The organism is Bradyrhizobium sp. Pa8 (assembly GCF_052588265.1).
Genome location: NZ_CP176767.1, coordinates 2,602,956 through 2,618,271, shown reverse-complemented (window position 1 = coordinate 2,618,271; position 15,316 = coordinate 2,602,956). Strand labels below are relative to the sequence as shown.

The window sequence follows — 15,316 nt, the reverse complement described above, 5'->3', positions numbered from 1 at the left end:
AGTCCCCTTTCACCACGCCGCCGGAGCAACGCGCCAGGCAATGACAATCACGTTACCTGCCGCCGCGCGCGAGCCCGACCATTCCATTGCCGACGGCCTTCCGGCCACGCAGCGGCGCTGGGCGATCGCCGCCATCTTCACCGCGCTGGCGATGGCCTCCCTCGACACCGCGATCGCGAATATCGCGCTGCCAGCCATTGCCGCCGATTTGCATGTCACACCGGAGCAATCGGTCTGGGTCGTCAACGTCTACCAGATCGCGCTGGTGGCCACTTTGCTGCCGCTCGGTGCGCTCGGCGAGATCGTCGGGCACCAGCGCATCTATCTCGGCGGCCTGATCCTGTTCACCATCGCCTCGCTGTTCTGCGCGGTGGCGTGGTCGCTGGACAGTCTGCTCGTCGCGCGCACGCTGCAGGGCTTGGGGGCCAGCGGCATCATGAGCGTCAATACGGCGCTGGTGCGCTTCGTCTATCCCGGCCGGATGCTCGGCCGCGGTTTTGGCCACAACGCGCTCGTGGTCGCGACCGCCTTCACCTTCGGTCCATCGATCGCCTCCGCCATTCTCGCATTCGGCCCGTGGCCCTGGCTGTTCGCAGTCAACATCCCGTTCGGTCTCGTCGCGATCGGCATCGGCTATGCGATGCTGCCGAAGACGCCGCGCGCCGATCACGGCTTCGACTTCCTCGGCGCGGTCCTGGCGTCCGCCTGCCTCGGCCTGTTCATCACGGGCATCGGCAGCGCCGCGCACAATCTATCGCCTGTCGTCGTGGGCATCGAGCTGATCACGGCCCTCGCACTCGGCTTCATCCTGACGCGCCGGCATGCCGACCATCCCGCGCCGATGCTGCCGATCGACCTGTTCAGCCGGCCGATGTTCGCGCTGTCGGCGGCGACCGCGGTGTGCTCGTTCGCCGTGCAGGGCCTCGCCTTCGTCTCGCTGCCGTTCTATTTCGAGGACGTGCTCGGGCGTTCGCAGGTCGAGACCGGCTTCTTCATGACGCCCTGGCCGCTGGTGGTCGGCATCATGGCGCCGATCGCGGGGCGCCTCTCCGACCGGCACGCGGTCGGCCTGCTCGGCGGCATCGGGCTCGTGCTGCTCGGCCTCGGCATGGCATTGCTCGCGATGCTCCCGTCCAATCCTGCTATCCCGGACATCATCTGGCGGATGGTGATCTGCGGCATGGGGTTCGGCTTCTTTCAGGCGCCGAACATGAAGGCGGTGATGTCAAGCGCGCCGCCGCACCGCAGCGGCAGCGCCTCCGGCATCGTCGCCACCGCGCGCCTGACGGGGCAAACGACGGGAGCCGCACTCGCCGCGCTGTGCTTCGCACTGGCCGGCCACGATGGCGCGACCGTCGCGCTGGCGCTCGGCGCCGGCTTCGCCGCGCTCGGCAGCGTCATGAGCTTCCTGCGGCTGGCGGTGAAGTAAGCCTTCAGGCCAGGTGCCGGGCTGCGGTGGTGTCGAGCGTCGCAGCGGTCGGGATGACCGTCTCGTCATCGAGCGCCGCGAGGCGCCCGTCGATGGCTTCGATGACCTTGCGCGAGAACGGCCCGAGATGCGCATAGGCGGCAATCATCTGCACCGCGATCCGTGCCGATGACGTGTCGCGCTTGGCGCAGTTCATGAAGGTCTGCCACAGCGGCCCGCGCGCTTCGGGAAGGGCGGTGACAACGCGGTGCACCGTCTCCATCGCCCCGACCCGCGAGCGGATGTCGCCCTCGGCGAGCTCGGAGCGCTGCCTGGATCGGTCGAGCAGCGTCATCAGGCGGTCGACGCGTCCTGCGTAGGCGGCGGGGCTGTAGATGTGCTCCAGCACCCGCTTGTAGTCCGTCAGGATGTCGCGCAACGGGCGGACCGTATCGAAGTTGATGCCGTCCGTGCACTGATCGGCGCCGATGGTCGGCGCTAGATCGTGGCCCGGATGCAGCCGGCCTTCACGCTCGAGTCGGCGCGTGAGCTGCGTGTTCGGCAAGGCATAGAGCAGGCCGACCATGGCGACGGGAATGGCGGCCTCCTCGATGAAATCGATCATCGCCTCCGCCATCGAGACCTTCTCGGTGTCGAAGCCGACGATGAAGCCCGCAGTGACGAGCATGCCGGCGGCATAGATCTTGTGGATGCTCTCGGCGATGTTGCGCCGCGTGTTCTGCTTCTTCCGCATCGCGACCAGCGTTGCAGGGTCCGGGCTTTCGATGCCAACGAAGATGCCGAAGAAATTGGCCGCGCCCATCAGCTCCAATAGCTCGGGATCGTCGGCCAGGTTGACCGAGGCCTCGGTGGACAATTCGAAGGGATAGCCGTGCGCGCGCTGCCATTCGGCGAGCTGGGGCAGAAACTGCCGCAGCGACTTCTTGTTGCCGATGAAATTGTCGTCGACGAAGTCGAGATGGCCGCGGTAGCCCATCCGGTAGAGCGTCTCGAGCTCGACGAACATCTGCTCGACCGTCTTGGTGCGCGGCACACGGCCGTAGAGCTCGATGATGTCGCAGAACTCGCAGGTGAACGGACAGCCGCGCGAATACTGCACACCGAGGTAGAGATAGTCCTCGAACTTCAGGAGATCGAAGCGTGGCACCGGCGTCATTGTCACGTCGGCTTGGAATTTCGGCGCAGTGAACACGCCGGAGCGGGCCCCGCCTTCCCAGGCCGCGATGAACTCGTCGATGATGCCCTCGGCCTCGCCGAGCACCCGGAAGTCGGCCTTCTCGTAGATGTGCGGGCTGGAGGTGGGATCGGGTCCGCCGACGACCACCGGCTTGCCGGCGGCGCGGCTGAGTTCGATAAGGCGCAGCGTATCGGCCTGCTGCGGCAGCATGCCGCCGGTGAACACGACGTCGGCCCAGGTGAGATCCTCGTCACCAAGGGGCTGGGTGTTGCAGTCGATCAGCCGAACCGTCCAGTCCTTCGGCAACATTGCGGCGACCGTGATCAGGCCCAGAGGCGCGGCGGGACGCCGCACGCCCATCAGCTTGCAGGATTCGCCAAAACTCCAGAACGACTCCGCCGTGAACAGCGGGTAGAGCATCAGCACATTGCAGGGGCTTGCCACGTCGAGGGAACTCCTTTTGACTCGGGTACAGTGTAGCAAAGCATTGCCGTCTTGCACCCCGGCAAAAGGGACAAACTGTCGCCGCAACGCAGCACCGATCGGCCCTGGAACCGGCATTCACGTCGTCTCAAGCTGCGCACTGGCGCCGACGGAGGGGCCGCTAAGCCGCCCGGTCTGAGCAGCTGCCGGCGATCGCATGTAACACCACCCTGCCCACGATCATCCCGCGGCCGGGAAAATCTTCATTGGCCACCCCTCGGACTATTGATTTGAACAGTTCCAATTTGCCAGACACATTGTTTCCTGAGTCCGATCGGTGGATTGGGCCAATCAGGGGACTTGCGATGGCAAACCTAACAATAAACGGAAAAACCTTCACGCTCGACGTCGAGCCGGATACGCCGCTGCTCTGGGCGATCCGTGAGAATGCCGGCCTGACCGGCACCAAATATGGCTGCGGCATTGCGCAATGCGGCGCCTGCACGGTTCACATGGACGGCGTTGCCACCCGTTCCTGCGGGATTTCGGTCAGCGAGGCCGAAGGCAAGAAGATCACCACGATCGAGGGGCTCGCGTCCGGCGACACGCTGCACAAGGTGCAGGCAGCCTGGATCGCCAAGGACGTTCCGCAATGTGGCTATTGCCAAAGCGGCATGATCATGGCGGTGGCCGCGCTCCTCGCCGAAAAGCCGAAGCCGACCGACGCCGATATCGACGAGGCCATCACCAATATCTGCCGCTGCGGCACCTTCCAGCAGGTGCGCGAAGCGATCCACACGATCGCCAGCGCCTGAGGAGCCGCCCCATGAACAAGCATGTTTCTCCCAAGATGAACCGTCGTGCCTTCGTTATCGGCACCGCCGCTGTCGGCACCGGCCTCGCCATCGGCTTCGACCTGCCCTTCGGCGGTCCCGCCGTGGTGCGCGCCGCCGACGGCTCGCCCGAGATCGGCGCCTGGGTCGTGGTCAGGCCTGACGACACCGTGGTGATCCGCATCGCCCGCTCCGAGATGGGCCAGGGCTCGCTCACCGGCCTCGCCCAGCTCGTCGCCGAAGAGCTCGAATGCGACTGGTCGAAGGTCACAACGGAATATCCGACCCCCGGCCAGAGCGTCGCCCGCAAGCGCGTCTGGGGTGATTTCTCGACCGGCGGCAGCCGCGGAATCCGCAGCTCGCAAGATTATGTCCGCAAGGGCGGCGCCACCGCGCGCGTGATGCTGATCGAGGCCGCCGCGAACGAGTGGAAGGTGCCGGCCTCCGAATGCACCGTCGCCAAGGGCGTCATCACCCACAAGGCCTCGGGCAAGACGACAACCTACGGCAAGGTCGCCGAAGCCGCCGCCAAGCTGACGCCGCCGGCCGACGTCAAGCTCAAGGATCCCAAGGACTGGACCATCGCAGGCAAGGGCCTGTTGCGCCTCGATACCGCCGACAAGACCAATGGCACGATGCTCTACGGCATCGACGTCAAGCTGCCGGGCATGCTGAACGCCGCGATCAAGGACTGCCCGGTGTTCGGCGGCAAGCTGAAGAGCTATGACGAATCCAAGATCACCGGCATGAAAGGCGTCAAGAAGGTCGTCAAGGTCGGCGATACCGCGGTTGCGGTCGTTGCCGATACATGGTGGCACGCCAAGACCGCGCTGGAAGCGCTGCCGATCGTCTGGGACGAGGGCGAGAATGCCAAGGTCTCGAGCGCGTCGATCGCGAAGTGGCTGGCTGAGGGCCTCGACGACGCGCAGCCGGCCTATGTCGGCAACAAGAACGGCGACGTCAAAGGCGCGATTGCCGGCGCAGCGAAGAAGGTCGAAGCCGTCTACAACTACCCCTACCAGAACCACGCCACCATGGAGCCGATGAACGCCACCGCGCTCTACACGGCGGACAAATGCGAGGTCTGGTGCGGCACGCAGAATGGCGAGGCGGCTTTCGCGGCCACGTTGGAAGCCTCGGGCCTGCCGGCGGAGAAGTGCGACGTGCACAAGGTGATGCCTGGCGGCGGCTTCGGCCGGCGCGGCCAGACCGACTATGTCCGCCAGGCGGTCATGATCGCCAAGCAGATGCCGGGCACGCCGATCAAGCTGTTGTGGTCGCGCGAAGAGGACATGGCGCATGGCAGGTATCACCCGATCACCCAGTGCAAGATGACCGGCGCGTTCGACGCCAACAGCAATCTGGTGGCGCTGCACTACCGCCTGTCCGGGCAGTCGATCCTGTTCTCGCTCCGCCCCGAAGCGCTGCAGAACGGCATGGATCCGGCCGCATTCCAGGGCGTCGCCCAGTCCGGCGAAGCCGCGTTCGGCTACTCGGTGCCGAACCTCCTGATCGAGCATGCGATGCGCAACCCGCACGTACCGCCCGGCTTCTGGCGCGGCGTGAACGTCAATCACAACGCGATCTACATGGAATGCTTCATGGACGAGCTGGCCCAGGCCGCAGGCCAGGACCCGCTCGAGTTCCGCCGCAAGCTGATGGGCAACCATCCCAAGCATCTGGCGGTGCTCAATGCCGTGGCCGAGAAGATCGGCTGGGACAAGCCGGCGCCGCAGGGCGTCTATCGCGGCATTGCGCAGGTCATGGGCTATGGCAGCTATGTCGCCGGCGCCGCCGAAATCTCGGTGACCGACGGCAACAAGATCAAGGTGCATCGCATCGTCGCCTCCACCGATCCCGGCTACGTCGTCAATCCGGCGCAGGTGGAGCGGCAGATCGCCGGCTCCTTCGTCTATGGCCTGTCCGCGCTGTTCTACGGCGGCTGCACCGTCAAGGACGGCAAGATCGAGCAAACCAACTTCGACACCTACAACTCGATGCGCATCAACGAGATGCCGAAAGTGGAATCGGTGATGGTGCCGAGCGGCGGGTTCTGGGGCGGCGTCGGCGAGCCCACCATCGGCGTCGCGGCGCCGGCGGTGCTCAACGCCTATTTCGCGGCGACGGGCAAGCGCATCCGCTCGGTGCCGCTGCGCGACCAGAACATCACCTTCGCCTGAGAAACGCCGCGGCGGCTGCAACGGCCGCCGCGGCATTTTTGCCTGGATGATCCTGATGACCACGCGCCCGGTGACACGGCGGAATGCCGTGCTCGGCATCAGCGCGGCCGCCGCAACGCTGGCGCGGCCATCGGTCCTGCGTGCGCAATCGGCAGGACGTATCGTCGTGGTCGGCGGCGGGTTCGGCGGCGCGGCCTGCGCCCGCGCGCTGAAACGCGCGCAGGAAAACCTGCAAATCATCCTGATCGAACCCAACGCGGTCTTCACCTCCTGCCCCTTCAGCAACGAGGTGATCGCGGGCCTGCGTGAGATCGACGCGCAGCAGTTTGACTATGACAAGCTCGCCGCCGAGGGCATCACCGTGATCGGCCAGGCCGTGACCACAATCGAGCCGCAGCGGCGCAGCGTTGTGACGACCGACGGCGTCGCGCTGCCCTATGACCGTCTCGTGCTCTCGCCCGGCATCGACTTCCATTTCGAGGCCCTGCCTGGCTATGACGAGGCCGCTTCGGAAAAAATGCCGCACGCCTGGAAAGCCGGGGCGCAGACGCTGCTGCTGCGCAGGCAGCTTGAGACGATGGCGGACGGCGGCACGGTCGCCATCGCCATCCCGGCCAATCCCTCGCGTTGCCCGCCGGCGCCTTACGAACGCGCCAGCCTGATCGCGCATTACCTGAAGACGAAGAAGCCGCGCTCGAAGGTGCTGGTCCTCGATGCCAAGGACAATTTTTCGCAGCAGCGGCTGTTCGAGAAGGCGTGGAAGGAGCTCTATGGTGACATGATCGAGCGTATCGCGCTGTCGCAGGGCGGTCGCGTCACCTCGGTCGATCCTTCGACAAGGACCATCATCACCGAGTTCGGCAACTACACGCCTGATGTCGCCAACGTCATCCCGCCGCAACGCGCCGGCCGCATCGCCGAGATCGCGGGCGCGGCGGATGCGACCGGCTGGTGCCCGATCGATCCCGTGACCTTCGAGTCGAAGCTCGTCCCGAACATCCATGTCATCGGCGATGCCTGCCTCGGCGGCGGCATTCCCAAATCGGCGTCGGCCGCGAGCGCACAGGGCAAGGCCTGCGCCGCCGCCATCCTCAACCTGTTCGCAGGCCGCGCGCCGGAAGCGCCGCGGCTGGCCGGAATCTGCTACAACACCGCCGCGCCCGGCTACGGCTTCTCGCTCGCCGGAAGTTACCAGCCCAGGGGCGACATCTTTGCCGAGGTCGAGGGCGGCGCGACCAGCCCGGTCGATGCGCCGCGCGAGCTGCGCGCCCGCGAGGCGGCTGAAGCCGAGCGCTGGTTTCAAACCATCACGGCGGACACCTTTGGCTAGAGCATTCCTTCATATCGCAGCGCTGATCGCCGCCGGCCTTGCCCTGGCTTGTGGAGCAAGAGCCGACGAGCTCGTGCCCTACAAAATCATCGGTGACACCATTCCGGAGCCGCTCACGGGCACGCCGGGCGATCCCGCGCGCGGCCGCGCGCTGGTGGTGGCGCGTACCACGACCTGCATCCTCTGCCATTCCGGTCCGTTCCCGGAGGTACGGTTCCAGGGTGATCTTGCGCCCGATCTCACCGGCACCGGGAACTGGTGGTCGGCAGGCCAGTTGCGGCTGCGGCTGGTCGATGCATCGCGCTACAACCCGCAGACCATCATGCCGTCCTATTATCGCAACGACGGGCTGGTCCGCGTCGGGCGCAATTTTACCGGCAAGCCGATATTATCCGCCGCGGAGATCGAAGACATCGTGGCCTTTCTTGTAACGCTTCGGGACTAGCTTCATGCCGACCACGCGGCGACAATTCCTCAGTATTGCAGGCGGCGCGACGGTCGCCGGAACGATTCCGATCGTCACGCTGCGACCGCTGGATGCGACGCCCGCGATGCTCAGCACCGCGATCCACAACGTCGTCGGCGAAGCCCAGATTCGCACCGGCAAGGTCAAGCTCGACATTCCGCCGCTGGTCGAGAACGGCAACACCGTGCCGATGACGGTGAGCGTCGCAAGCCCGATGACGGCAAACGACTACGTCAAGAGCATCCACGTCTTCAACGAGAAGAACCCACAGCCGAACATCGGCAATTTCTATCTCAACCCCGCCTCCGGCCGCGCCCAGGTCTCGACCCGAATCCGGCTCGCCGACACCCAGAAAGTGGTGGCAATCGCACGCCTGTCCGATGACACGTTCTGGCAGGTCGCCGCCGACATCGTCGTGACGCTGGCCGCCTGTACCGAGGAGATCAACTGATGGCCGCGCTCATCAACGTTCCGGCAAAAGCCAAACGCGGCGATGTCATCGAGATCCGGACGCTGACCTCGCACATCATGGAGACCGGCTTCCGCCACACCGCCGATGGCCAGCTCGTGCCGCGCGACATCATCACGAGTTTTACGTGCCGCTACAATGGCACCGAAGTTTTCCGTGCCGACCTGTTTCCGGCGATCGCGGCCAACCCATATCTCGCCTTCTTCACGGTCGCGAAGGAGAGCGGTAAGTTCGAATTCGAATGGATCGGCGACAACGGCTATTCGTCGACCGCATCGGCCTCGATCACGGTCGAATGATCTTTTGGCGCACGATAGCGGCGGCAACATTGTTGGCCGCGACCCCTGCGCTGCTCGCCGGCGAAATTCCGCCGGACGCGCGCCGCTCCGGCTATTCGTTCATGGGGCCGGACACGCGCGCGATGCAGGATGACGACACGTCCAATCCGGGCATGCTTTTCGTGCTCGACGGCGGGGCGCTCTGGGCGAAAAAGACCGGCAGCACCGGCAAGGCCTGTGCGGACTGCCATGGCGATGCAACGACCAACATGAAGGGCGTCGCGGCGCGCTATCCGGCCTTCGACAAGGCGCTGGCGCGCCCCGTCACCCTCGACCAGCGCATCAACCTCTGCCGCGCCAATCATCAGCAGGCGCCGGCGCTGCCCTACGAGAGCCGCGACCTCCTGGCGCTGTCCGCCTTCGTCGCCAACCAGTCCCGCGGCGTCGCGATCACGGCTGGCGATGATCCGGAGCTGAAGCCTTTCGTGGCGCAGGGCCGCGACCTCTTCATGCAGCGCGAGGGCCAGCTCAACCTCGCCTGCACCAATTGCCACGACGACAATTTTGACAAGCGTCTTGCCGGCGCGCCGATCACGCAAGCGCAGCCGACCGGCTATCCGCTCTACCGCCTGGAGTGGCAGACGCTGGGGTCGATCGAGCGCCGGTTGCGCAGTTGCATGACCGGCGTCCGCGCCCAGGCCTATGATTACGGCGCGCCCGAGCTGGTCGCGCTTGAACTCTACCTGATGTCGCGGGCCCGCGGCCTGCCGATGGAGACGCCTGCCGTGCGTCCCTGAATCCCCAGATTAGGACTAGGCAGGCGTGGCACGGCCGTTAGTATCCCTCCCAAAGAAAATGAATCAGAGGGAGGGATTTGACGTGGCCAACTATAACATTTCGCGCCGCACGCTGTTGACGGGGACCGCCGCGGCCGGCGCGCTCAGCCTGACCGGACTACCGGCACGCGCCGAGGTCAACTGGAAGAAATACGCCGGGACCAAGCTGGAGGTGATCCTCGCCAAGGGTCCGCGCGGCGACAACCTGCAAAAAAACATCAAGGAGTTCACCGAGCTCACCGGCATCCAGGTGGAATCCGAACAGATCCCGGAGCAGCAGCAGCGCCAGAAAGTGGTGATCGAGCTGACCTCGGGCCGGCCAAGCTTCGACGTCGTCCATCTCAGCTATCACGTCCAGAAGCGGCAGTTCGAGAAAGCCGGCTGGCTGGCCGACATGTCGCCCTTCATGAAGGATCCGACGCTGACGGCGCCCGATCTCGTCGAGAGCGATTTCTCGGCCGCCGGCCTGCAATACGCCAAGAACGACAAGGGCCAGATGCTGTCGCTGCCCTGGTCGGTCGATTACTTCATCCTTTACTACAACAAGGAGCTGTTCCAGAAGAAGGGCGTCGCTGTACCAAAAACCTTCGACGAGATGATCGCGGCCGCCGAGAAGCTGACCGACACCAAGGAAGGCACCTACGGTTTCGTCGGACGCGGCCTGCGCAACGCCAACATGACGTTGTGGACCAACTTCTTCCTCAACTGCGGCGGTGAATTCCTCGACGCCAAAGGCAACATCCTGACCGACGGTCCGGAAGCAATCGAGGCGACAAAAATCTACCAGACGCTTCTCACGAAGGTCGCCCCGCCAGGCGTCGTCGGCTTCAACTGGATGGAGTCGATGGCCTCGTTCACGCAAGGACGTTCGGCAATGTGGATCGACGGCGTCGGCTGGGCGCCGCCGCTGGAGGACCCCGCCGCCTCGCGCGTGGTCGGCAAGGTCGGCTACACCGTCGTGCCGGCCGGACCGAAAGGGCAATATTCGGCCACCTATGGCGACGGCATCGGCATTGCCGCGGCGAGCAAGAACAAGGAAGCCGCCTATCTGCTGTGCCAGTGGGTGGTCTCGAAGAAGCAAGGCGCGCGGCTGTTGCAGGCCGGCGGCGGCGTGCCGTTCCGCAACTCGATCCTGAACGATGCCGAGGTCCAGAGCGGCGTGAAGATGCCGAAGGAATGGCTGCAATCGGTGATCGACTCCGCCAAGATCAGCAAGCTGGGCCTGCCCGTGATCATCCCGGTCGCCGAATTCCGCGATCTTGTCGGCGCCGCAATTACCTCGACTATCACAGGTACCGACCCCGCCACAGAGCTGAAAAAGGCCCACGACCAGTTTCGGCCGATCCTGGAGCGCAGCGAAAAAGCGTGAGTGCGTTGACACAATCGACTCCGGCCGCGGCACAGTCTGATGCCGCGCCGGAGAAGGCGTTGCGGCCGCCATCCTACTGGCCGTTCGTGGTGCCGGCGCTGGTCGTCGTGCTCGCGATCATCATCTTCCCGTGGGTCTTCACCATCTGGATGAGCCTGAACGAGTGGAAGGTCGGCTCACCGACCACCTTCGTCGGGTTTTCCAACTATCTGCGGCTGACGAGCGATCCCCGCTTCATCGAGGCGGTGGGCCACACCATGGTCTACACTTTGCTATCGGTGCTGCTGCCGCTGATCCTCGGCACGTTCGCGGCCGTCGTGTTTCATCAGAAATTCGCCGGCCGCGGTTTTCTGCGCGGTATCTTCATCATGCCGATGATGGCGACCCCCGTCGCGATCGCGCTGGTCTGGACCATGATGTTCCACCCGCAGCTCGGCGTGCTGAACTACCTCTTGTCGCTGGTCGGGATACCCGCGCAGCTCTGGGTCTTCCACCCCGCAACCGTCATTCCCTCGCTCGTGCTGGTCGAGACCTGGCAATGGACGCCACTGGTCATGCTGATCGTGCTCGGCGGCCTCGCCGCGATCCCGACCGAGCCTTATGAAAGCGCGCAGATCGACGGCGCCAGCTTCTGGCAGGTGTTCCGCTTCATCACGCTGCCGCTGATCATGCCGTTCCTGTTCATCGCCGGTATGATCCGCATGATCGACGCAGTGAAGAGTTTCGACATCATCTTCGCGATCACCCAGGGAGGACCGGGCTCGGCGTCGGAGACGATCAACATCTATCTCTACAGCGTCGCCTTCACCTATTACGACCTCGGCTACGGCTCGGCGATTGCGGTAGTGTTCTTCCTCCTCATCGTCGCCCTCGCGGCCGTGATGCTCTATGCCCGCCAGCGCATGCTGTGGACCGAAATTGCGAGCGGCGCATGAACTCAAGTCAAATCAACCCAAGTCGGATCAACCTACGTCAGGTCATCGGCAGGATCGGTCTGTGGCTCTCGGTGTTCGTCATCGTGTCGCCGGCGATCCTGTTCTTCCTCTGGATGGCGTCGCTGTCGCTCAAGTTCGAGGTCGACAATGCCGCCTATCCGCCGGTGTTCATCCCCGATCGCATCGCCTGGAAGAACTATGCCGACGTGCTCGCTTCCAACCGCTTCCTGACCTATTTCGTCAACAGCCTGATCGTCACCGGCAGCGCGACCGTGCTGGCGCTGCTCGTCGGCGTTCCCGCCGGCTACGGCATCGCGCGCATGGCCGCGCACAAATCCGCGATCGTGATCCTGATCGCGCGCATCACGCCCGGCCTGTCCTATTTGATCCCGCTGTTCCTGCTGTTCCAGTGGCTGGGATTGCTCGGCACGCTGGTGCCGCAGATCATCATCCACCTGGTGGTTACGGTACCGATCGTGATCTGGATCATGATCGGCTATTTCGAGACCACGCCGCTGGAATTGGAAGAAGCCGCCCTGATCGACGGCGCCACGCGGTGGCAGGTCTTTCGGCACGTCGCCCTGCCGATCGCCAAGCCCGGGATCGCGGTCGCCTTCATCCTCGCCGTGATCTTCTCCTGGAACAACTTTGTGTTCGGCATCGTGCTGGCCGGACGCGAGACGCGCACCCTGCCCGTCGCCGTCTACAACATGATCTCGTTCGACCAGTTGAGCTGGGGGCCGCTGGCCGCGGCCGCATTGATCGTCACCCTCCCGGTGCTGCTGCTCACAGTATTCGCCCAGCGGCAGATCGTGGCCGGGCTGACCGCGGGGGCGGTCAAGGGCGGGTGATCGCTGCTCATCCCTGTCGGGCCTTTAACCGATCTGGACGACGACCTTGCCCTTGGCTCGTCCCGTCTCGAGATATGCAAGCGCCTCTTTTGCCTGCTCGAACGGAAAAACCTTGTCGATCACCGGCCGGATGTGCCCGGCCCCAAGGAGCTCACCGAGCTCTGCGAGTTGACCGCCGTCGGGGTGTACGAACAGGAACGAATAAGCAGCGCGGCTTGCCTTGGCACGCCGAAGTATCTTGCGGCTCAGCAACCCGAACAGGAACACCATGAAAAAATTCATACCGCGAGCGCGAGCGAATGCAGCGTCAGGTGGCCCGATGAGCGAGACGATTGCGCTCCCGGGCTTCAATATTTGAAGGGATTTCTCGATTGCGTCACCCCTGATTGTGCCCAGCACCGCATCGTAGCCGCGCAGCACATCCTCAAATTGCTGCTTCTTGTAGTCGATCACCTCGTCCGCTCCGAGGCTCCGTACCAGATCCACATTTCCGGTACTCGTCGTCGTCCCCACCTTCGCGCCGAAATATTTCGCGAGCTGGATCGCGAAAGTACCAATACCGCCGGCACCTGCGGGGATGAATACCTTTTGGCCGGGCTGGAGGCGTGCTCGGACCTTGAGCGCTTGCCACGATGTCAATCCAACCATCGGGATCGAGGCCGCCTGCACGAAGTCCAGAGTCGTCGGCTTGAGCGCGGCGGCATCCTCGGGCACCGTTGCGAACTCGGCGAGAGCACCGGTGCCGCTCAGGTCGAAGACACTGGCGAAGACGGCATCGCCCGGCTTGAAGCGGGTGACGCGACTTCCGACCTCCACCACGACACCGGAGAGATCGCTGCCCAGCGTGGCCGGAAGCTGAAACCGAAGGATGGGCTTGAACACTCCTTTCGGAATCATGTTGTCGATCGGGTTCAAGCCAGCCGCGTGGACCTGAACGAGAATCTCGTTCGGCTTCGGCACCGGTCGAGAAGTATCAACGAATGTGACTTGGTCCGGTCTGCCATAACGCTTGAAGACGAGTGCTCTCATGTTTGCCTATGTCGGGTTTTTTGGATCTTCGCTGGATGCAGGAGGCGCTTGCACCACCTACCGTCAGAAAGCTCGGGCGGTGCGGGGAGGCTGCGATGCGGTTGCCGCATCGAGCCGCAGATCCTTTCGAATCCCGGCGTCCACCAGGCGCGCGGGCGCAAATCTGCGAAGCAGCCGCAGCCGGTTGGCAAGCTTGCCGGCCGCGTACCGGACTTTCGGGTGCGCCGCGCTGGCCGCTTTCAGAACGGTGTCGGCCACGACGCCAGGGTGCTCGGCCGTTGTCATCACCTCGTTCATCCGCTTGTTGACGCGTGCACGAGCTTCGCGATACTCGTCGACCTTCGCGTCCGGCTCCATGAAGTTCGCGTCGAATGATGTCTTCGTGTACGCAGGCTCGATGACCGAGACCCGGATGCCCCTTGTGCGCAGCTCATGGTCGAGCGATTCCGAATAGCCTTCCACCGCGTGCTTGGTGGCGGCATAGAGCGCGCCGTAAGGCATCGGCAGAAAGCCAAGAACGGAGCCGATATTGATGATGCGACCATCCCCCTGCCGCCGCATGTGAGGCACGACCGCCTGCGTCATCCGGATCAGTCCGAAAAAATTCGTCTCGAAAATCGATCGGGCCTGATCGATCGAGCTCTCTTCCGCGGCCGCAGGGGCAACACCGAAGCCTGCGTTGTTCACCAGCAGATCGATGCGGCCGTCGCGCCGCATCACCTCGCTGACGGCGGCTTCGACGGATTCATCGCTGGTCACGTCGAGGGCAAGCATCTCGAACGACTGCCCGCCGGCCTGTGCGCCTCGTCGGCTGGTGCCGTAGACCTTGTAGCCGGCTTTCGCGAGCCGCTCGGCCGTGGCTTCGCCGATGCCTGATGAGGCGCCGGTAACAAGCGCAATCCTTTTGTCGGTCCTATTCACGAGCTTCTCCTGCAAGGGTGCCAGCCCCGAACCATTTTGATTACGATCGTAATCATTGATATAAATGACGATCGTCATTATAATTGTCAAGACCCGTGACCAAGGACCTGCGACATGCGCGTTTCAAAGGAACAGGCGGCCAAAAATCGCGAGCGTATTCTCGAGGCCGCCTCCCGCCTCATGCGAGAGCGCGGCATCTCCGGCATGGGTGTCGACGCACTGGCCGACGCCGCTGGGATGACCCACGGCAGCATGTACAGTCAGTTCGGCTCCAAGGAGCGGCTCGTCGAAGAAGCGGTGGCCCATGCCATCGTCGCCAAAGGGCGAGAGGTGCCCGACGAATTTGCTCTCGCCGACTATGTGTCCGAATACCTATCGGCGGCGCATCGCGACGAGCCCGGAAGCGGTTGCCCTTTCGCAGCCCTATCTTGTGAGATGCCGCGCCAAAGCGGCAGCGTGAGAGAACGTTTCACGGCCGGAGTGCGGGGCATGATCGGACTGCTGAGTGGTCGAATGGACTCCGGGCTCAAGCCGCGGCAGCGCGAGGAGAAGGCGCTCGCGATGGCCGCCTCCCTGGTCGGGGCACTCGTGCTCGCCCGGGCCGTGAACGATCCCAAGCTGTCGGACGACATTCTTCGCGCGACCAGGAACCGGTTAGGCGATTGATCGCGCCTCGCGGGCGCGAGGTCAGGCCTGCCACTGTTGATGCGTGGCGGCAGTCGAGCAACTGGCTGGACCAAGACAAGGATGCAGCCGGGCGACACGACGCCGCCCGGCCGCGCACTTAGTT

General features: G+C 64.3%; 15 protein-coding genes. 12 read left to right on the top strand and 3 right to left on the bottom strand.

Going from position 1 to position 15,316, the window contains the following annotated elements:
• The first annotated feature begins 40 nt into the window (after positions 1-40).
• Positions 41-1,429 (top strand): MFS transporter, encoded by a 1,389-nt coding sequence (locus ACKWRH_RS11895; RefSeq protein ID WP_445220672.1) that lies wholly within the window; start codon positions 41-43, stop codon positions 1,427-1,429.
• Positions 1,430-1,433: 4 nt separating this feature from the next.
• Here the strand turns inward: ACKWRH_RS11895 and ACKWRH_RS11890 are convergent, their stop codons facing one another.
• Positions 1,434-3,026, bottom strand: a complete 1,593-nt coding sequence (locus ACKWRH_RS11890; protein WP_445222376.1) for a B12-binding domain-containing radical SAM protein — start codon at positions 3,024-3,026, stop codon at positions 1,434-1,436.
• 368 nt (positions 3,027-3,394) lie between these two features.
• On the opposite strand from ACKWRH_RS11890, the gene ACKWRH_RS11885 reads away from it, so the two are divergent.
• The 10 genes from ACKWRH_RS11885 to ACKWRH_RS11840 are packed head-to-tail and all read left to right on the top strand — an operon-like array spanning position 3,395 to position 12,576.
• Positions 3,395-3,844, top strand: a complete 450-nt coding sequence (locus ACKWRH_RS11885; RefSeq protein WP_014497095.1) for a (2Fe-2S)-binding protein — start codon at positions 3,395-3,397, stop codon at positions 3,842-3,844.
• A gap of 11 nt (positions 3,845-3,855) precedes the next feature.
• Positions 3,856-6,042, top strand: coding sequence for a molybdopterin cofactor-binding domain-containing protein (locus ACKWRH_RS11880; RefSeq protein ID WP_445220671.1), 2,187 nt, complete (start codon positions 3,856-3,858; stop codon positions 6,040-6,042).
• Positions 6,043-6,088: 46 nt separating this feature from the next.
• A complete protein-coding gene (locus ACKWRH_RS11875) occupies positions 6,089-7,372 on the top strand; it encodes an FCSD flavin-binding domain-containing protein (RefSeq protein ID WP_445220670.1) in 1,284 nt (427 codons plus the stop codon).
• Positions 7,365-7,817: a sulfur oxidation c-type cytochrome SoxX gene (gene soxX / locus ACKWRH_RS11870; protein WP_445220669.1), complete on the top strand. Its 453-nt coding sequence runs from the start codon at positions 7,365-7,367 to the stop codon at positions 7,815-7,817. Before ACKWRH_RS11875 ends, soxX begins: the two co-directional genes overlap by 8 nt.
• 4 nt (positions 7,818-7,821) lie before the next feature.
• Entirely contained in the window at positions 7,822-8,289 is a 468-nt protein-coding gene (locus ACKWRH_RS11865) for a SoxY-related AACIE arm protein (RefSeq protein ID WP_445220668.1), read from the top strand.
• Positions 8,289-8,606, top strand: coding sequence for a thiosulfate oxidation carrier complex protein SoxZ (gene soxZ / locus ACKWRH_RS11860; RefSeq protein ID WP_445220667.1), 318 nt, complete (start codon positions 8,289-8,291; stop codon positions 8,604-8,606). The genes ACKWRH_RS11865 and soxZ overlap by 1 nt, the downstream gene beginning before the upstream one ends.
• On the top strand, positions 8,603-9,382 hold the full coding sequence (gene soxA, locus ACKWRH_RS11855) for a sulfur oxidation c-type cytochrome SoxA (RefSeq protein WP_445220666.1): 780 nt from the start codon (positions 8,603-8,605) through the stop codon (positions 9,380-9,382). Before soxZ ends, soxA begins: the two co-directional genes overlap by 4 nt.
• Before the next feature lie 58 nt (positions 9,383-9,440).
• Positions 9,441-10,790 (top strand): ABC transporter substrate-binding protein, encoded by a 1,350-nt coding sequence (locus ACKWRH_RS11850; protein WP_445220665.1) that lies wholly within the window; start codon positions 9,441-9,443, stop codon positions 10,788-10,790.
• Complete coding sequence (locus ACKWRH_RS11845; protein ID WP_038931376.1) at positions 10,787-11,725, top strand: carbohydrate ABC transporter permease; 939 nt, start codon at positions 10,787-10,789, stop codon at positions 11,723-11,725. Before ACKWRH_RS11850 ends, ACKWRH_RS11845 begins: the two co-directional genes overlap by 4 nt.
• Complete coding sequence (locus ACKWRH_RS11840) at positions 11,722-12,576, top strand: carbohydrate ABC transporter permease (protein ID WP_445220664.1); 855 nt, start codon at positions 11,722-11,724, stop codon at positions 12,574-12,576. The genes ACKWRH_RS11845 and ACKWRH_RS11840 overlap by 4 nt, the downstream gene beginning before the upstream one ends.
• Positions 12,577-12,600: 24 nt before the next feature.
• Here ACKWRH_RS11840 and ACKWRH_RS11835 read toward each other — a convergent pair whose 3' ends face one another.
• Positions 12,601-13,605, bottom strand: coding sequence for an NADP-dependent oxidoreductase (locus tag ACKWRH_RS11835; RefSeq protein ID WP_445220663.1), 1,005 nt, complete (start codon positions 13,603-13,605; stop codon positions 12,601-12,603).
• Between the two features lie 63 nt (positions 13,606-13,668).
• Positions 13,669-14,604 (bottom strand): oxidoreductase, encoded by a 936-nt coding sequence (locus tag ACKWRH_RS11830; RefSeq protein ID WP_445220662.1) that lies wholly within the window; start codon positions 14,602-14,604, stop codon positions 13,669-13,671.
• A gap of 36 nt (positions 14,605-14,640) precedes the next feature.
• Here ACKWRH_RS11830 and ACKWRH_RS11825 point away from each other — a divergent pair, with 36 nt between their 5' ends.
• On the top strand, positions 14,641-15,192 hold the full coding sequence (locus ACKWRH_RS11825; protein ID WP_445220661.1) for a TetR/AcrR family transcriptional regulator: 552 nt from the start codon (positions 14,641-14,643) through the stop codon (positions 15,190-15,192).
• Positions 15,193-15,316: the final 124 nt, after the last annotated feature.